The sequence below is a fragment of the Lysobacter sp. cf310 genome (genome assembly GCF_900114355.1).
In the GTDB taxonomy this organism is placed as follows: domain Bacteria; phylum Pseudomonadota; class Gammaproteobacteria; order Xanthomonadales; family Xanthomonadaceae; genus Lysobacter.
This window is the reverse complement of sequence record NZ_FOSS01000003.1, coordinates 228,984-245,550: the sequence shown is the minus strand read 5'-3', so window position 1 is coordinate 245,550 and position 16,567 is coordinate 228,984. Positions and strand designations below refer to the sequence as shown.

21 protein-coding genes are annotated in these 16,567 nt (G+C 68.8%); 16 read left to right on the top strand and 5 right to left on the bottom strand.

Features of this window, described 5'->3' with window-relative positions:
* Nucleotides 1–33 precede the first annotated feature (33 nt).
* On the top strand, nucleotides 34–609 hold the full coding sequence (locus BMZ45_RS12430) for a hypothetical protein (protein ID WP_091636875.1): 576 nt from the start codon (nucleotides 34–36) through the stop codon (nucleotides 607–609).
* Between the two features lie 79 nt (nucleotides 610–688).
* Here the strand turns inward: BMZ45_RS12430 and BMZ45_RS12425 are convergent, their stop codons facing one another.
* A complete protein-coding gene (locus BMZ45_RS12425) occupies nucleotides 689–934 on the bottom strand; it encodes a hypothetical protein (protein ID WP_091636874.1) in 246 nt (81 codons plus the stop codon).
* Between the two features lie 299 nt (nucleotides 935–1,233).
* Here BMZ45_RS12425 and BMZ45_RS12420 point away from each other — a divergent pair, with 299 nt between their 5' ends.
* From BMZ45_RS12420 to BMZ45_RS12410, 3 genes are all read left to right on the top strand, one after another.
* Nucleotides 1,234–1,830 (top strand): NAD(P)H-dependent oxidoreductase, encoded by a 597-nt coding sequence (locus BMZ45_RS12420; RefSeq protein WP_091636873.1) that lies wholly within the window; start codon nucleotides 1,234–1,236, stop codon nucleotides 1,828–1,830.
* Nucleotides 1,831–2,006: 176 nt separating this feature from the next.
* Complete coding sequence (locus BMZ45_RS12415) at nucleotides 2,007–2,612, top strand: TetR/AcrR family transcriptional regulator (RefSeq protein WP_091636872.1); 606 nt, start codon at nucleotides 2,007–2,009, stop codon at nucleotides 2,610–2,612.
* Nucleotides 2,613–2,757: 145 nt separating this feature from the next.
* The gene (locus BMZ45_RS12410) at nucleotides 2,758–3,792 is read left to right on the top strand and encodes an NADP-dependent oxidoreductase (RefSeq protein WP_091636871.1); all 1,035 of its coding nucleotides are present in this window, start codon (nucleotides 2,758–2,760) and stop codon (nucleotides 3,790–3,792) included.
* A gap of 385 nt (nucleotides 3,793–4,177) precedes the next feature.
* On the opposite strand, the gene BMZ45_RS12405 is transcribed toward BMZ45_RS12410, so the two are convergent.
* Nucleotides 4,178–5,590 (bottom strand): aminotransferase-like domain-containing protein, encoded by a 1,413-nt coding sequence (locus tag BMZ45_RS12405; RefSeq protein ID WP_091636870.1) that lies wholly within the window; start codon nucleotides 5,588–5,590, stop codon nucleotides 4,178–4,180.
* Nucleotides 5,591–5,717: 127 nt separating this feature from the next.
* Here BMZ45_RS12405 and BMZ45_RS12400 point away from each other — a divergent pair, with 127 nt between their 5' ends.
* The 7 genes from BMZ45_RS12400 (at nucleotide 5,718) to BMZ45_RS12370 (ending at nucleotide 10,111) form a co-directional block, all read left to right on the top strand.
* Nucleotides 5,718–6,068, top strand: a complete 351-nt coding sequence (locus BMZ45_RS12400) for a hypothetical protein (RefSeq protein WP_254776629.1) — start codon at nucleotides 5,718–5,720, stop codon at nucleotides 6,066–6,068.
* A 66-nt stretch (nucleotides 6,069–6,134) separates the two neighbouring features.
* Nucleotides 6,135–6,341 carry a twin transmembrane helix small protein gene (locus BMZ45_RS12395; RefSeq protein WP_056174799.1) on the top strand — a complete coding sequence of 69 codons (207 nt, stop codon included), beginning with the start codon at nucleotides 6,135–6,137 and terminating at the stop codon, nucleotides 6,339–6,341.
* A 259-nt stretch (nucleotides 6,342–6,600) separates the two neighbouring features.
* Nucleotides 6,601–7,068 carry a nuclear transport factor 2 family protein gene (locus tag BMZ45_RS12390; protein WP_091636869.1) on the top strand — a complete coding sequence of 156 codons (468 nt, stop codon included), beginning with the start codon at nucleotides 6,601–6,603 and terminating at the stop codon, nucleotides 7,066–7,068.
* A gap of 348 nt (nucleotides 7,069–7,416) precedes the next feature.
* On the top strand, nucleotides 7,417–7,833 hold the full coding sequence (locus BMZ45_RS12385; protein WP_091636867.1) for a DUF4124 domain-containing protein: 417 nt from the start codon (nucleotides 7,417–7,419) through the stop codon (nucleotides 7,831–7,833).
* Between the two features lie 461 nt (nucleotides 7,834–8,294).
* Nucleotides 8,295–8,699 (top strand): EF-hand domain-containing protein, encoded by a 405-nt coding sequence (locus BMZ45_RS12380; protein WP_091636865.1) that lies wholly within the window; start codon nucleotides 8,295–8,297, stop codon nucleotides 8,697–8,699.
* Nucleotides 8,700–8,710: 11 nt separating this feature from the next.
* Nucleotides 8,711–9,313, top strand: a complete 603-nt coding sequence (locus tag BMZ45_RS12375; protein WP_139215482.1) for a DUF3011 domain-containing protein — start codon at nucleotides 8,711–8,713, stop codon at nucleotides 9,311–9,313.
* Between the two features lie 66 nt (nucleotides 9,314–9,379).
* Nucleotides 9,380–10,111 carry a M15 family metallopeptidase gene (locus tag BMZ45_RS12370; protein ID WP_091636861.1) on the top strand — a complete coding sequence of 244 codons (732 nt, stop codon included), beginning with the start codon at nucleotides 9,380–9,382 and terminating at the stop codon, nucleotides 10,109–10,111.
* A gap of 13 nt (nucleotides 10,112–10,124) precedes the next feature.
* On the opposite strand, the gene BMZ45_RS12365 is transcribed toward BMZ45_RS12370, so the two are convergent.
* A complete protein-coding gene (locus tag BMZ45_RS12365) occupies nucleotides 10,125–11,141 on the bottom strand; it encodes a transporter (protein WP_091636859.1) in 1,017 nt (338 codons plus the stop codon).
* Nucleotides 11,142–11,436: 295 nt separating this feature from the next.
* Between BMZ45_RS12365 and BMZ45_RS12360 the strand changes: the two genes are divergently transcribed.
* Both BMZ45_RS12360 and BMZ45_RS12355 read left to right on the top strand, forming a co-directional pair.
* A complete protein-coding gene (locus BMZ45_RS12360; RefSeq protein ID WP_091636857.1) occupies nucleotides 11,437–11,832 on the top strand; it encodes a type II toxin-antitoxin system PemK/MazF family toxin in 396 nt (131 codons plus the stop codon).
* Nucleotides 11,833–11,972: 140 nt separating this feature from the next.
* On the top strand, nucleotides 11,973–12,641 hold the full coding sequence (locus tag BMZ45_RS12355) for a DUF4386 family protein (RefSeq protein WP_091636855.1): 669 nt from the start codon (nucleotides 11,973–11,975) through the stop codon (nucleotides 12,639–12,641).
* Between the two features lie 52 nt (nucleotides 12,642–12,693).
* On the opposite strand, the gene BMZ45_RS12350 is transcribed toward BMZ45_RS12355, so the two are convergent.
* Nucleotides 12,694–13,611, bottom strand: a complete 918-nt coding sequence (locus BMZ45_RS12350) for a DUF2268 domain-containing putative Zn-dependent protease (protein WP_091636853.1) — start codon at nucleotides 13,609–13,611, stop codon at nucleotides 12,694–12,696.
* Nucleotides 13,612–13,843: 232 nt separating this feature from the next.
* Between BMZ45_RS12350 and BMZ45_RS12345 the strand changes: the two genes are divergently transcribed.
* Nucleotides 13,844–14,458 carry a hypothetical protein gene (locus tag BMZ45_RS12345; protein WP_091636851.1) on the top strand — a complete coding sequence of 205 codons (615 nt, stop codon included), beginning with the start codon at nucleotides 13,844–13,846 and terminating at the stop codon, nucleotides 14,456–14,458.
* Between the two features lie 40 nt (nucleotides 14,459–14,498).
* On the opposite strand, the gene BMZ45_RS12340 is transcribed toward BMZ45_RS12345, so the two are convergent.
* The gene (locus tag BMZ45_RS12340) at nucleotides 14,499–14,999 is read right to left on the bottom strand and encodes a hypothetical protein (RefSeq protein ID WP_091636849.1); all 501 of its coding nucleotides are present in this window, start codon (nucleotides 14,997–14,999) and stop codon (nucleotides 14,499–14,501) included.
* Nucleotides 15,000–15,168: 169 nt separating this feature from the next.
* Between BMZ45_RS12340 and BMZ45_RS12335 the strand changes: the two genes are divergently transcribed.
* Nucleotides 15,169–15,585 carry a DUF4124 domain-containing protein gene (locus tag BMZ45_RS12335; protein ID WP_139215481.1) on the top strand — a complete coding sequence of 139 codons (417 nt, stop codon included), beginning with the start codon at nucleotides 15,169–15,171 and terminating at the stop codon, nucleotides 15,583–15,585.
* A gap of 69 nt (nucleotides 15,586–15,654) precedes the next feature.
* Nucleotides 15,655–16,461, top strand: a complete 807-nt coding sequence (locus tag BMZ45_RS12330; protein WP_091636845.1) for an arginase family protein — start codon at nucleotides 15,655–15,657, stop codon at nucleotides 16,459–16,461.
* Nucleotides 16,462–16,567 lie beyond the last annotated feature (106 nt).

Below are 16,567 nucleotides of genomic sequence, written 5' to 3'. Positions count from 1 at the left end.
GGGGAACCCACTTACGTTGCGGGGAGAACGGTTATGCGGATAGCGATTACCGGCCTGATCGGCGCGATCGTGATGTTCATCTGGGGCGCGGTCGCGCACATGGCGCTGCCGATAGGCGAGGCCGGCATGAAGCTGCCGGCGCAACAGGACGCGGTGCTGAGCGCGCTCAGCCAGTCCGCGGCGGGCGAGGGCGTGTACATGTACCCGAGCATGGCGCCGGAGAAGTGGGGCGACGAAGCCGCGATGAAAAGCTTCATCGCCGAGAACCAGGGCAAGGCCTACGCCTTCGTGATCTATCAGCCCGGCGGCAATCCGGCGCTGTCGAGCATGGGGCCCAACCTGGCCAAGCAGTTCGTGAGCTGCCTGTTCGGCGCACTGCTGGCCGCCTGGGTGATGGCGCTGGCCGCGCGCAGTTTCGGGCGCCGCGTGCTGATCGCCGGCGCGATGGCGGTGTTCGCCTGGTTCGCGCTGAGCGTGCCGTACTGGAACTGGTATCTGTTCCCGATCGACTTCACGCTCGCCGCATTGGCCGAACAGCTGATCGGCTGGCTGCTGGCCGGCGCCGCGATGGCCTGGTGGCTGGGTCGCAAGGAGCGCGCCACGGCGTGATCGAGCGTGCGCCGGCGGCCCGCGGCCGTCGGCGCATTCCGGCTTCGCTGCCAAGTCCGCGCCTGCGGATCCGCACCGCTCAGTCCGGCGACAGCACCCGCGGCTGGCCCTGCGCCATCGCCGCGCTGCGGTTGGCCAGCACTTGCTGCAGGGCTTCGACCTCCGCCCACAGCATGTGCTGCAGACCCTGCAGCAGGGTGCTGCCGGCATCGGACAGGCACAGGCGGCCCTCGCGATTCAGGGCCAGGCCTTCTTCGACCAGGCAATGTTTCAGATGACTGGTTTCCGGCTGCACGCCGCGCTGCAGTCCCACCAGCACGCTCATCAGTGCGTGCTCCCTCAACGACACTTTGAACACCCGCAATCCCCCCTTCTTGTGCCGGGCGAATCTAGGATCGGCCGGGTTAACCGTGCGCAACGTCGCGTTGCCGGTGTGAAGGGTTTTGACAAAGCGTTCAGCTTCTCGACGCACTTTTCACATCTGTGCTCAGAATGACCGCACTTAAAGTACGTGCTTTGTACGCATTACGTGTGTGCAATCTACGACCATAGACGGATCGGCAGATCGCCTGCTCTTGGTTAGCCTGGACACTGTACGAATCGCGCAACGCAAGGAATGCAGCCGTGAAATGTCTGGTCGTCGTCGCGCATCCGTTGCACGACAGTTTGTGCGCCTCCTTGTCGCGGCTGGTGATCGACGCCTTGATCGCCGACGGCCATGAGGTCGAAACCGAGTCGCTGTACGCGGAGGGTTTTCAGCCGGCGCTGAGCGCGCGCGAACGCGGTTCCTATTACGACGTCGGCGCCTACGACGACAGCGCGGTGCGTGCGCAACTGGCGCGCTTGAGCGCGGCGGAGGCCTTGGTACTGGTGTTTCCGACCTGGTGGTTCGGTTTTCCGGCGATGCTCAAAGGCTGGTTCGACCGGGTTTGGGCGCCGGGGCACGCGTATCACCATGCCTCGGATCTGAGCGCGATCAAGCCGGCTTTGCACGGGCTGCGGCGCACGATCGCGATCACCACGCTGGGCTCGCCCTGGTGGGTGGATTGGTTGCTGCTGCGCAGGCCGGTGCGGCGCGTGCTCGCGCGCGCCTTGCTCGGCACCTGCGCGCCGCGCTGCCGTTTGCATCTGTTGTCGCTGTATCGGGCCGAGCGGGTGGAGCGCGGCCGGCTGGAGCGTTTCGAGCGCCGCATCCTGGCCCGGCTGCGCGGCCTGCGCTGAGCGCCGCACGGCCGGGCGCAAAGTGGCGTGGAATGGGCGGCAGGCGGGGCATGAATGCGCGCGCTTGCGCTAGCTCGGGGTGGAGCGGGCGATCCGTATGCCCTCGGCGCCCATCGCCGTAGGATCGATGCTCTCGGGCACTAGACGACCGGTCTAATCGGGTTTAGAGTCCGCCCATGAACGCCTCTGCCGCCGTCGCCGACGTCCGCCAGCACATCCTCGACGTCGCCCATCCCTTGCTGCTGAGCAAGGGCTTCACCGCGGTGGGACTGACCGAGGTGCTGGCCGCCGCACGCGTGCCCAAGGGCTCGTTCTATCACTACTTCGGTTCCAAGGAGGCCTTCGGTGAGGCCCTGCTGGAGAACTATTTCAACGAGTATCTGGCGCGTACCGAGGCCCTGTTGAGCGCTCCGGGTCCGGCCGCACAGCGGCTGCTGGCTTACTTCTACGACTGGCTGGACTCGCAGACCGGCGAGCAGGCGCAGAGCCGCTGCCTGGTGGTCAAGCTGGGCGCCGAGGTCTGCGATCTGTCCGAGCGCATGCGCGCCGCGCTCGCCCAGGGCACGCGCCGCATCATCGCGCGCCTGGCCGCCTGCATCGAAGCGGGCAGGGCGGACGGCTCGCTGGCGTCGGCGCCCGCGGATGCGCAGGCCGCCGCGGCCGCGCTCTATCAGAACTGGCTGGGTGCCAGCCTGTTGGCCAAGATCACCCGCGACCGCGCGCCCCTGGACACGGCCCTGATCGGCACGCGCCAGTTGCTGGGCCTGAGTCTGTATTCCTGAGACGGGAGCTGCGCATGCGTTTCCGTTTTTTTGCACCCGACTTCTAGACGACCGGTCTAGTCGAGCCCGCTGCCGGCGGTGCCTGGGCCGCAGCCCGAGCCCATCCCCGCACGCCACCCACTCACCCCACACCACGGAGTAGCCCATGTCCTCCAGCGCCACCGTCAATCGCCGCATCGTCCTGGCCGCGCGTCCGCGCGGCGTTCCGACGCCACAGGATTTCCGCCTGGATCGGACCGATGTGCCGACACCCGCGGACGGCCAGTTGCTGTTGCGCACCTTGTACCTCTCGCTGGATCCCTACATGCGTCAACTCATGAACGAGATCGGGCCGACCTACGCGCCCTCGGTGGCGCTGGGCCAACCGATGGTCGGCGGCACCGTCAATCGCGTGGTCGCGTCGCGGCACCCGCAATTCCGCGCCGGCGACCTGGTGCTGGGCAACGCCGGCTGGCAGGACTACGCGCTGTCGGACGGCAGCGACCTGGTCGCCCTGGGCGACATGCCGCAGCCGTCGCTGGCGCTGGGCGGCCTGGGCATGCCGGCCTTCACCGCCTATGTCGGCTTGCTCGATATCGGCCAGCCCAAGCCCGGCGAGACCGTGGTCGTGGCCGCCGCGACCGGCGCGGTCGGCGCGATGGTCGGGCAGATCGCCAAACTCAAAGGCGCGCGCGTGGTCGGCATCGCCGGCGGCGCGGACAAATGCCGTTACGCGGTGGAAGAACTCGGCTTCGATGCCTGCCTGGACCGCCGCGAGCCCGATCTCGCCCAACGCTTGTCCGCGGCTTGCCCGGACGGCATCGACGTCTATTTCGAGAACGTCGGCGGCGAGGTGTTCGACGCCGTGTTGCCGCTGCTCAACATCGGCGCGCGCGTGCCGGTGTGCGGCGTGATCGCGCACTACAACGAAGAGTCGCTGCCGCCGGGCCCGAACCGTCTGCCGCAGCTGACCACGATGCTGGTGCAAAAGCGCATCCGCATGCAGGGCTTCGTGATCCTGGACCACTACGCCGACCGCTATCAGGCCTTCCGCCGCGACATGGACCAATGGTTCGCCGAAGGCCGGGTCAAGCTGCGCGAGGATCGGATCGAAGGACTGGAGCAGGCGCCGGCGGCCTTCGCCGGCCTGCTCGAAGGCCGCAACTTCGGCAAGCTGGTGGTGCAAGTCGCCGAGGCCTGATCCTGCGGCCGAGAAGCACGAAGCCGTCGACGAACGCGACGGAACCGCGACAGCCGTTCCGCCGCGTATCGCCGATGTCTCGCGGGCATCGACAGCTGGCTTCGGCGAGCGATGCGGTCAGCGACTGATTTGCTCGCGGCGCATGCGGCAGCGCCGTGCGCCGCCGCATGCGCGCATTCCACGGGATGCACGCGAGACGAAAATCGCTCCGCCTCCCTTCTGCAAACGCGGCGTGAGGGGATTTGCTTTCCACGCGCGGCGAACCCGATGCGCACGGCCCGGCATGCTCGCCACGAACGGCTCTGCCTCCTCGCTAGCGAAAAAGGAAATTTGCTAATCGCGCGCAGCGCACCCGCACGGCCCGACTGGCTCGCCACAATCGGCGCTAGCCGCCGCCCGCCAACCGCCCCAAGGTCGCCAGCGCCGCATCCACGCGCGCGTCCAGCGGGTGCCCGCAATTCAGCCGCAGGCAGTGGCCGAAACCGCGCCGCACCGAGAACATCGGCCCCGGCGCGATGCTGATGTCCAGCGCGGACGCTTGCTGATAGACGCGCAGCGCATCGCCGCCCTCGGGCAGTTCGATCCACAGGAAATAGCCGCCGGCCGGGCGGGTCACGCGCGTGCCCTCCGGGAAATGCCGCGCCACCGCGGCCAGGTACTGCGCCTGCTGCGTCGACAGCGTCGCGCGCAGGCGCCGCAGGTGACGGTCGTAGCCGCCCTTCTCCAGATAGTGCGCGATCGCCAATTGCGCCGGAACGCAGGTGCTCAAGGTCGCGGTGAGCTTGCGCCGCGCGATCTCGCGCGCATAACGCCCGGGCGCGACCCAGCCGATCCGGTAGCCCGGCGCCAGGCTCTTGGAGAACGAGCCGCAATGCATCACCAGCCCCTCGCGATCGTAGGCCTTGGCCGGGGTCGGCCGACGCTCGCCGAAGTAGAGCTCGCCGTAGACGTCGTCCTCGATCAACGGCACGCCATGACGGGTCAGCAGCTCGACCAGGGCGCGCTTCTTCTCGTCGGGCATGGCGCTGCCCAAGGGGTTCTGGAAGTTGGTCATCAACCAGCAGGCACGCGGACGATGACGTTCGATCGCCGCCGCCAGCGCGTCCAGGTCGATGCCGTCGCGCGGATGCGTGGGCACTTCGATCGCGTGCAGGCCGTGGCGCTCCAGCGATTGCAGCGCGGCATAGAAGCAGGGCGATTCCACCAGCACCGCGTCGCCTGGCCGAGTCACCGCGGCCACGCACAGGTTCAGTGCTTCCAGCGCGCCGTTGGTGACCACGATCTCGTCGGCGCCGATCTGCAGGCCGTCGATCCGGTAGCGCAGTGCGATCTGGCGCCGCAGCGCCGCATTGCCCGGGGTCAGATCGTCGACCGTGCTCCACGGATCCAGATGCACCGCCGCCGACGCCATGGCCCGCCCCAGCTTCTGCAGCGGGTACAGCAGCGGGCTGGGGAAGGCGGAGCCCAGCGGCACCACGGCGTGCGCCATCGCCGATCCCAGCACTTCGAACACCAGCTCGGACACGTCGACCGCGCGCGACTCACCGTCGGGCTGCGAAGCCGCATCCGGCTCCGGCGGCAGCGGCGCGGACGGGCGGGTCACGTAGTAGCCCGAACGCGCGCGCGAACGCACCAGTCCACGCGCCTCCAGCAGGTAGTAGGCCTGGAACACCGTCGCCGGGCTGATCCCGCGCGCCGCGCTGGCCTGGCGCACCGAGGGCAGGCGCTGGCCCGGGCGCAGCAGGCCGTCGCGGATCGAGGCCGCGATGTCGTCGGCTAGGGCTTGGTAACGCTTCACGGCGGCTCCGGAGCGCGGCGGGACGGCCGCTCTGGCTCATCTGATATGGTTTTTTATCTCATTTCTGATTCTGGCGAAACTGATATGGTCGGCGCAGTATGGCGGCAACCCCACAGAGTCGCCGTCGATGCTCGCCGCCGCCATGAATCCGCAGGTCGAACTCAACCTCGCGCTGATCCTGTTCGTGCCCTGGTTCTCGATCCTGGCCTGGCTGTACTGGGCCTACCCCAAACAGCCGCGTCTGGCCGCGCGCACCTGGTTCGACGGCGGCGCGCTGCTGCTGGCCACATTGCTGGCGGGGTGGGGCATGCACTGGTCGATGCACAACGCCGATCCCAATGCCGGCGCGATCTGGAAGCAGGTGCTCGCGACCTCGGTCGCCTACGGCCTGTTCCTGCTGATCATGACCGCCGCCTTGTTGCTGCGCCTGCGCCTGTTGCCGCGCTGGCGCAAGGCCGTCGCCTCCGCGGACGCCTGAACCCGCCGCCGCCCGCGGCGTTCCGCGGGCCCGTTACGTCGCCGGCCGCGCCGGCATGGAACCCGCATGAAAACGCTGTTCATCGTCGCCTTCCTGAGCCTGATCGTCTGGAATCTGGGCGCCGGCCTGTACTACATGCTGGTCGATCACGGGCAGAGCCGGCGCACCGTCAACGCGCTCACCCGTCGCATCGTCTTGTCGGTGGCCCTGATCGCGCTGGTCGCGGCGGGTATCGCCACGGGCGTCATCGAGCCGCACGGCATCGGCCGCTGACCCTCCTTGCCGACGGCGCGATCGCGCCGCTCGCGACCGACATCGCCACCGGCGCGACCGAGCCCAATGGCGTCGGCCGTTTCCCTCATCCCGTTGACCGCCCGATCGCGCAGCTCGCGGCCGGCATGGCATCGCAGCGGCCGGCCTTCGGAACCGCGCGAATTCGCAAGATGGGCGCAGCCAGCGCGGGCGCGCGCGGGCATGCTGCGCGACGGACGCCGTCCGCGTCCCTCGCCATCGATCCCGCAAGGAACCCGCAATGCGCCTGTACTCGCTGCTGCCGTTGTCCATCGCCCTGGGCCTGTGCGCGCCCGCCGCCATCGCCGCCGACCGTAGCGCCGACGAGCGCGCCATCCTGCAGCTCGAGCGCGACATCTGCGCGGCCTATGAAGCCGAGGACGCCGCCTGGATCGGCCAGCACCTGGACCCGGACTTCACCCTGACGGCCTCCAACGGCAAGATCACCACGCGCGACGACGAGGTCGCCGAACTGGCCAAGGGCGTGACCACCTACGAGGTGTTCCGCAATCACGGCACCCGCCTGCGTTACTACGGCAACGACACCGCGATCGCGCTGGGCATCACCAGCGTCAAGGGCGTCTCCGAAGGCAAACCGTTCGCGGCCGACTTCCAGTTCACCGACACCTATGTGCGCGGCCCGCAGGGCTGGGTGATGGTGGCCAGCCACGCCTCGCGATTGCCGGCGGCGCCCGCGGCGAAACCCTGAGCTGGGGCAGGGGCGCGCGCGCCGCGCAAGGCCCGACTAGCATGCAACCGCTGCGCCTCCCCCTTTGCAGAGCGGGATCGAGGGGGACTCGCGCTTTGCTCGGCGTACCCGCCCTGCAAGGTCCGACACGCTGACCGCTGCGGCGGAATGACCGCTCCGACGCTTATGCCGTGTTCGCGCGGGGCGGGGCAGTCCCCTGCGGATCCGGATAGGACCTTTCCTACGCCCCGATCCGCCTCAGCCCGACGCCGATTCGCGCAGTCCGCCGCTGACGATAGCCTGCGCTCACGATCAATCTGACCGCTCCCCCAACGCGGCCGCTCGCCGCCCCGGTCAAGGACGATCGCCATGCCCCTGCACGCCGTCTACTCGTTGCTATTCCTGCTGCCGCCCGTGGCCGACGCCGCCAGCCTCTACAAATGCGTCGCCCGCTCCGGCGCCGTCAGCTACCAATCCGAAGCCTGCGCGGCGGCCGCCACCGCCCGCGTCTGGGAGGCCACGCCGCAGCCGCCGCCCGATGCGGCCGAGCTGGGCCGTCGCCAGCAGGCCGAGCAGCGCGGCCAGGCCGACTCGCGCTATCTCTCGCGCCTGGCCGGCACCGACCGTCCCGGCGGCGCGCGCGCCTATGCGATCCGGCTCGGCGACGGCCGCGACTGCGACATCGCGCGCGAACGCCGCGAACGCAAACTCGCCGCCGTCGGCATGGACCGCGACTACGCGCTGGTCAGCGCGCTCAACGACGCGGTCTTCGAGGCCTGCAAATAGGCGCCGGCGTCACCCGGGCGTGACCGCGCGCACGCCTCCAGCGGGCTGTGAGGCGGCCGCCGGCCGTTGCCAGCCGCGAATACATGTTTTGCTAACGATTGATGCACTATTAGTTCGAGGGTCGCAGCGGCATGGGGTGGGCCATGTTCCGTACGCCAGCATCGCAACGCCGTCGTACCCGCCTCGCCAGGGCAGGGGACGCCGTCGGCGTGCTGGCTCGGACCGAGCCAGTCCTGCAGGCGATGGAACGCAGGCTGCTGGCCGCCCCGGCGGCGCCCTGCGCGCATCCGCCCGATGCTGCGATTCCCGCTAAACGCTAAGGGCATGGCCACCGAACCGCCAGGACGCCGTTCGTTCACGAGGAGAAGGAAATCCACCCCGTCATCGTCATTCCGTCGTCCACCGTGCGGCCCCTCTCGGCCGGCGGCGCTTCGTCCGTTTCCCATCCTCAGGAGAACCGCATGAAACGATGCATATCGTTGGCCGCTGTAGCCGTCGCGCTGCTGTGTCTGAGTCCGTTGGCGCTGGCGCAGAAGGGCGAGCCCGTGGCCGTCACCCCGGAGGGCCTGCTCAAGCGCATGGACCGCGACGGCGATGGCAAGCTCTCGTTCGAGGAATACCGCAACGCCATGATCCGCCGCTTCGCCCAGGCCGATGCCGACCGCGATGGCGTGCTGCGCGGCGCCGAGATTCCCGCGCATCTGGTGCCCACCGCCCGCGCCGAGAACCCGCAGCACGAGATCACCATGGACGCCTACGGCGACGCGCTGCGACCGGTCTTCGACAGCTTCGATACCGATCGCGACGGCCACCTGGCCGGCGCCGAACTCGAAGCCCTGGCCCAGGCCCGCCGGGCCGCGAAGTGAAGGAGACGACCATGAAACGATTCGTCAGCAGCGTCCTCGTCCTCGCCCTGGTCGTTCCCTCCCTGGGGCAGAGCGCCTACGCGGGGCAAACCGTGCGTTGCGAGTCCAGCAACGGCCAGTACAAGAGTTGCCCGGTCGACACCCGCGGTGGCGTCACCCTGTCGCGCCAGCTCAGCTCCTCGGGCTGCTGGCAGAACGACACCTGGGGTTACGACCGTAACCGGGTCTGGGTGACCAACGGCTGCCGCGCCGAGTTCAACGTCGGCGACTACCAGTCCTCGGGCCACGACAATTCCAATGCCGTCGCCGGCGCGGTGGTGGTGGGCCTGATCGGCGCCGCGATCCTGGCCAACAAGAACAAGAAGGACCGCGATCGCGACCGCTACTACGACGACGACCGCTACAACGGCGGCAACTACTACCAGCCCAGCAACACCGTGCGCTGCGAGTCCAACGACAACAACTACGTGCGCTGCCCGTTCTACGGTCGCGGCCACGTCGAGGTGCAGCGCCAGCTCAGCAAGACCTATTGCCAGTACGGCCAGAACTGGGGCGTGGAGCGCAACACGATCTGGGTCGAAAACGGCTGCCGCGCCGATTTCGCGGTGTACTGAGGCTAAGCGGGCCCGCGCCCACGACCGCTGCCGCGGTCGCGGGCCGGATCCTTTATCTACTCGCCCATGCGCATCGCCACCTTGCTCCTGCTGACGCTGGCCCTGTCCGGCTGCGTATCGACGTCGACGCCTGAGGCCGCGGTCGCACCGCGACTCTCGCCCGCAGCCGATGCGGATGCGGCCGGCATGGTCGATGTGCGCGCACTGGTGCCGGATCTGGCCCAGGACATCCGCTATGCCTCCGCCGACAATTTCGTCGGCCGCCCGGTCCAAGGCTATGGCGCGGCGCGTTGCTACCTGTTGCGCTCGGTCGCGCAAGCCTTGCAGCGCGTGGAGCGCAGCCTGCGCGGCGAAGGCCTGCGACTGAAAGTCTTCGACTGCTATCGTCCGGCGCGTGCGGTCGGCGACTTCGTGGCCTGGGCGGGCGACCTGCGAGACCAGTCCACCAAGGCCGCGTATTACCCCCGGTTGGACAAGCGCGCCCTGCTCGGCGACTACATCTCGCCGACCTCCGGCCACAGCCGCGGCGCCACGCTGGACCTCACCCTGATGCGTTGCGCCTCGGCGGACGACGCGGACAGCTGCACGCCCTTGGACATGGGCACGCCGTTCGACTACTTCGATGTCTCCGCCCATACCGAGTGGCCCGGGGCCAGCACCGCCCAACGCGAGCACCGCCAGCGCCTGCTGGCCGCGATGGCGCGCGAGGGTTTCGTCAACTATCCGCTGGAATGGTGGCACTACACCTACAAGCCCGAGCCCACGCCCGACACCGCCTACGACTTCCCGATCCGCTGAGTGCGGGCTGCCCTCAATCCCGCTTGCGGCCGAACGCCAGATAGGCCAGCACCGCGGTCAGCACCACCAGGGCGGTGACCACGATCGCGAAGCCATGGCCGTGCGCCGACAGCGGAACGCCGCCCACGTTCATGCCGAACAGGCCCGCGACCAGATTGACCGGCAAGGCCAGCACCGTGACCACGGTCAGCACGAACAGGCTGCGGCCGGTCTGCTCGTTGACCAGCGCCGCCAGTTCTTCCTGGATCAACTTCACGCGTTCGACCAGCGCGGCCGAGTCGCCGATGGCGGTGGAGAACTCCTCGGCCGCCTGTTGCAGGTCCTGCACGTCGTCGCGGCCGACCCAGGCGGGCGGACGGTTCAGCAGCCGGAACAGCGCGGTCGGCTCCGGCGCCATCAGGCGCTGCAGGCGTACCAGCGAACGCCGCAGCGAACCCAGCTCGGTGCGGTCGCTGGCGATGCGATTGGCCAGCAGGCGGTCCTCGATGCCGTCCACGCGCACGGTCGACTTGCGCAGGATGTCGCTGAGCACATTGGCCTGGTCGCGCAACAGATGCGCGAGCAGTTCCACCGGCGAGCGGAACGGCTGGCCCGCGCGCACGGCCGCGCGCAAGCGGTCGACCGAGCGCAGGGGGCGCAGGCGCGCGCTCACGATCAGGCGCGGATTGATGCACAGGCTGGTGGTGCCGACCTCGGAGGCGTCGAAGCTGGATTCGAACAGGACATCGTGGATCACCGCGATCAGCGCGTCGTCGTCCTGTTCCAGACGGGTCGAACCGACCTGGCTGCCCAGCGATTCGAAGAAAGCCTCGGGCAGGTCCAGCACGCGCCGCAGATAGCGTTCCGCGCCCTGGTTGGAGAGCGAGAAATGCAGCCACAGGAACTCGCCGGTGGGCGCCTGGCTCTGCGCGGTCAGGAACGCCGCCACCGCATCGGTGCCGATGGCCTGCGCGGCCTGACCCGGCGCGAACCGGTAGCCCCAGATCAGCCCGTCCTCGTTGGAGCCGTAAGTTGCGTCGATCGATCGCATCGTGCGTGTTCCCGGATTTGCCGAAAGCCTAGCGGAAGTTGGTGGCCGGCAATGCTTCGGGATTGCCGCCACTTCGGAATGCCGGCCGGGTAGAGACGATGGACGCCCAGCCTGCGAGGCCGATCCGATCCAGGCGTGCGACAGATTGGGGCCGACGACCGAGACGCCGGCCAAGGCCGGCGCCGGAAGCCTTGCCGCCGCGCTCCGGTGGCCGGCCTAGTATTCTCTCTCGCGATGCTCCCGCATCGGGGGCCAGCACCTCCTCATCGCAGCCTCATCACCGGTAGCGCAGCACATGGATCGAGAGCCAGAGGCCCCGAACGGGTTCGACGCCCGCGTCATCAACCGCGGCGAGCTGTTCTGGCTGCCGTCGGATCCTTCGAAAGGCTCGATCCCCGGCGTGCCGCATCCGCACGTGGTCGTGCAGGACGATGTCTTCAATCACTCGCGCATCGGTACGGTGGTGGTCTGCGCCCTGAGCTCCAACTTGAACCGTGCCAGCGAGCCGGGCAACGTGCTGCTGGAGCCGGACGAGGGTGGCTTGAGCAAGCGCAGCGTGGTGGTGGTCTCGCAGGTGTCGACCGTCTACAAGACGCGTCTGGGCGAGCGCATCGGCAGTCTGTCGGACGAGCGCGTCGCCCAGATCCTGGCCGGCATGCGCTTCCTGCAGGCTTCGTTCTTCCGACGCTGAGCCAGCGATACGCGCCGTCCATCGCGTCCCGGCGTCGCCCGTCCCGTCCTCGCCGTCGCCCGTCGCTGTCGCGCTTGTACGCCGCCGCGACCTGCGCCGACAGTGGGCAGCGCCGGCATGGCGGGGAACGAGGGGACGCGATGAACAACATCACCAACGTAGGACGCTGGATCGGCGCGAGCATGCTGCTCAGTTTCGCCATCGGCCTGTATTCGAACTTCAAACTGCAGACCGATCTGTTCGCCGGCGAGGGTCTGCTGGTGAACGCGGCCCAGCATCCGTACCGGATCGGCCTGATCGCCCTGATCGGGCTGAGCACCAGCCTGCTGACGCTGTGGGCGGCCACCCTGGTGTCCACCCACTTCCGTCACCGGCATCCGGCGATCACTCGCTACTACTTCGGGCTGGTAGTGGCCGCGCTGGCGATCTCGTTGATCGAATGTTCCACCCTGGTCGCGTTCCGCAGCTTGAGCGAGGCCTACACCGCGGCCGGCCCGCAGGCGAGCGAGCTGTTCCTGCCGGCCAGGAAGCTCTTGACCGGTCTGCGCAACAGCATCCACTTCATGGACGTGCTGGTCGGCGGCACGAGCGTGTTGGTCCTGTTCGCGTTCCTGTTTCGCGCCCGGCTGGTGCCGCGCGCGCTCGCGGCGGTCGGCATCGCCGCCGCGGCGATCCAGATGTACAGCGTCAGCCGCCCCTTGTTCGGGCTGCCGGTGGTCTATCCCTTGTTGCTGCCGCTGGCCTTGGCCTATTTCACGCTGCTGTGCTGGCTGCTGGTCAAGGGCTTCGCCGAGGACGCCAATGCCTGATTCGCCGTTGGCGATCGGCGCGCTGCCCGCGCGCCGACCTCGGGCCGATGCGTCAATCCAGCTGCATGCCCGGCGTCCAGCCGCTCTTGGCCAGGAAGGCCTTGGCGTCGTCGAGCTCGATGATCTCGCGTACCGCGGCGCGCTTGTCCTTGGCTTGGCGGTAGTAAGCCTTGGCGATGCGGTAGCCGACCCAGTAGCCCAGGTCGCCCGGACGCTCGGGGGTGCCCACGCCGTTGTAGAGCCAGGCCGAGCCCTCGGCCTTCTGGTCCTGGTCGGCCACAAACGCGGTTTCCAGCGCCAGCTCCTTGCCGCGCGTCGCGCCGCGCAGATGGCTGTAGCCGACCGAGCCGGAGATCAGCTCGCCCACGAACTCGGCGCCGCCTTCGATCAGCGCGGCCTTGAGCACCGTGGTGTTGGCATCCTCGACCTGCGCCGCCGGCTGCAGCGCGTGCGCATACTCGTGCGCGATCACATAGACGAAGCGGTCTTCCAGGTTGGGGTTGAGGAAGTCCACCGCGCATAGGGACTCCAGCCCGATCATCACGCCGCTGGCGTTCGCGGTGCCGACCGGTTTGCCGCGACCGATCGCCAGGGTCACCGGCGGGAAGCGCGTGGGCGGGTAGTACTCGCTGAGCTTGGCCAGCGCCGTGCCCAGCCGGGCCTCCACCGAAGGCAGCACATCCACGCAGCGCTTGGCCTCGGTGTACAGGGCGGGGCGCTCGGCGATCATGGTCGCGATGCGTTCGCCGGTGATCCTGCGCATGCGTGCGAACTCGAGCAGGCCGGGACTGCCTTGGTCCAGATAGTCGCGCTGCAGCACTTCCGCGCTCGGTTTGCCGCCGGCTTTGTCGTAGATCTCGTAGAACCGCTCGACGTCGCCGACGCGTATTTCAGGGCCGTGCCGGACCGGTGCGGCGGCGGTGAGCAACAGCAGGGAGGTAGTCGTCAGGAGCAGGAGTGTGGCGCGCATGGGCCTTCCATTCGTCGTTAGCGGATCGGAACCGCGGCTAGTGCGCCTGCATGGTAGCGCCGCGACCTTGCGGCGATCACGGCGCGACTAGGTCGGACGGCGGTGAACTCAAGAGGCTTGACAGTCGCATCGGTTACGCGGGCGATGTAACCGTCTGGTCCTGGGGTTATTGCGCCTTGCCCTTAGACTACGAAGCCCGCGGCCCAGGTCCGCCTCACGGAATCGCCCCCGAATGTCGCTCACCGCGCTCGCAGGCCGCTGCGCTTTGCTCGCTGTCTCGCTCGCCTCGGGTCAGGCCTTGGCCCTGGATGCCGCGCCGACCCTGGATCAGGCGAATGCGGCTCTGCGCGCGTCGCTGGACGCGGAACGGGCCGAAAACGGCGCGCCGGCGTCGCCGCTAGGCCAGGCTTTGCTGGAATCGCTGAGATTCTCGGCCGTGCAAGCCTGTCAGTCGCGGGACGCGGCGCAGACCGCCTGCATCGTCAAGATCGAAGCGCCGATGCGCGACAGCTATCAGGTCTTCGCCTTCAGCCTGGACGGTTCGGGCTGGCGGCTGATCAAGCAGTCCGACATCGAGGCGCCGCAACCGACTCTGGCGCAGGCGCAGGCGCTGGTGCGCGCGCACCTGGACGAGCTGGGCTCTCGCGCAGCGGATGCGCGGCGCGCCGCCGAGTACCGCGAGTTAGCGCTCGCGCTCGAGGTCACCGCACTGGAGTCCTGCGACCTGGACCGCGACAGCGGCGCGGTCGAGTGCGATGCGCAGTTGCATAGCCCGGGCTCCGGCAAGGGCTCCAAGCCGATGCGCTTCCATCTGCAAGACTCGGACTGGCGCCTGTTGCCGGATTGAGGACCGCACCGGGCCGTGGGCCACCTCGTTGGCCAGGGCTCTAGTCGATGCACCGTCCCGAGCGCCCGGTTCCGATCGGAATCGGCAGCCCCGGCTTCTCGACGTGGTAGTACAAGGACAGCACCTGCCACTGCGTGCCCACCTTGTAGAGCTGGACGCTGTTGACGCCGACGAAGTCGGCGCGCGGCGCGTTCGGATCGGCGCGGGATTCGACCACGCTGTAAGCGACCGCGAACCGGTCGTAGGTGTGCAGGGTGCGCGAGACCTCGCATTCGTGAAAGCCCTGCGCGCGGATGCCTTGAAAAGTCTTCAGGAAGTCCGCCGCGGACCAACGCCGGACCACCGGGCCGTCGTCCTTGTAGCGGCCGCCGAACACCACCGCGTCCGCATGGAACAACCGTTCCAGCGTGGCCAGGTCCGCGCTGCCTCCCGCGTCATTGGACGAGGCGCGCCACAAGGCCGACACGGCTTGCTCCGGCGTGGCCTCGGCGGCGGACGCGCACCACGGCAGCAACAGGGCGGCCAGCAACACATTGCGCATGCGGAACTCCGGATGGGTCGTCGGCCCCTAGTATCGCGTCGCTCCGGGGCGGTCGGGCATGGGCCGCCACGGCCGATGGCGGAACATTCAGGCCCTGGGCCGCGGTGGTGCCTGCCTGGGGCGCGGGCCGGGGTCTGCTAGCCTGCAGGCATCCACCAGGGGGTGATGTATGCGAATCGGACTCGCATGCCTGTTGCTGGCGTTCGCCGGCACGGCCCAGGGCCAAAGCGTGCACAAGTGCGTGGGCAAGGGCGGGGCGGTCAGTTATCAAAGCGAGCCCTGCGCGCCTGCGCAGAAGGCGGTGAAGTCCTGGGACGCGACCCCGGCGCCGCCGCCCAGCAACGACGAGTTGTGGCGGCGCCACTATCGGCGTAAACAAGGCGAGGCGGATTCGCGGTACTTATCGCGCCTGGCCGGCACCGACGGTTCGCGGGCCAGCGCCGCCTACGCACCGTCGCCGGCCGCAACCGACGCCTGCGCGGCGGCCAAGGCCCGACGCGAGGCCATTCTGCGTCAGCACAACGACGACGTAGGCTACGACGCGCGCAGGGCCTTGAACGACAGTGTGTACGACGCCTGCAAGTAGTCGGCTCCGCAAGCGGCTGCGCTGCGATCCGGCCGTGGCGCGCAATCGATCCTGGTGGGAGTGAAACCTGTGCAGCCCAATTCCAATGCCTTCGACCTGGCCCTGGCCTACCCGCAGTGGCAAGGTTCCGGACGCCATCAGCATCTGGCGCGCGGCGCTGTCGCGGCCGCCGCGGTCTGCGCACGGTTCGCGCCCTTGGCGCAGCAGGTGCCGGTGAGCACAGCCGAGGGCGATGGCCACGGCGTACGCCGTTGGAACGCGATCCTCGAGCAGTTCCGCGACGCCCAGGAACTGCTGGCGCGCTCGGGCGCCAGGCGCGTATTGACCGCCGGCGGCGACTGCGCGGTCGACATCGCGGTGATCGACTATCTGCATCGCGTCCATCCGGGTCTGAGCGTGATCTGGATCGACGCCCATCTCGATGCGAACACGCCCGAAACCTCGCCCAGCGGCAGCTTTCACGGCATGCCCGTCGCGGCCATCCTCGGTCGCGCGCCCGCGCCGATGCGGGCGCTGTTGAGCGCGCCGATCGATCCCGCCCGCTTTCGCTACTTCGGCATCCACGTCGGCGACGACGGCGACTGGGCCCTGCGGCGCGAATTGGACCTGCAGACCCTGGATCCGGCGCGGCTCCCCAACGGCCCGGTGCACATCCACTTCGATCTCGACGTGCTCGAACCGGCCGAGTTCCCCTATCTGGCCTATACCGATGGCGACCTGCGCATCGACGACGCAGTCGCCCTGGTGCGCCGCATCGCCGATGCCGGCGATCTGGTCGGCCTGACCCTGACCGAGTTTTCGCCGGCCAACGAGCAGGACGCGCAGGAGGGCGCCCGCGTGATCGCGCGCCTGTGCGAGGCGGCCCTGCGCCGTTAAAGGTGTAGACCGCGCACCGAAGCGGTCTCTCGATCGCGGCGCAGCCCCGCCTGGCCACGCCCGTCGCCGGATGCACGCCCGCTGGCTCGGAACGGCTGCCGCGTGG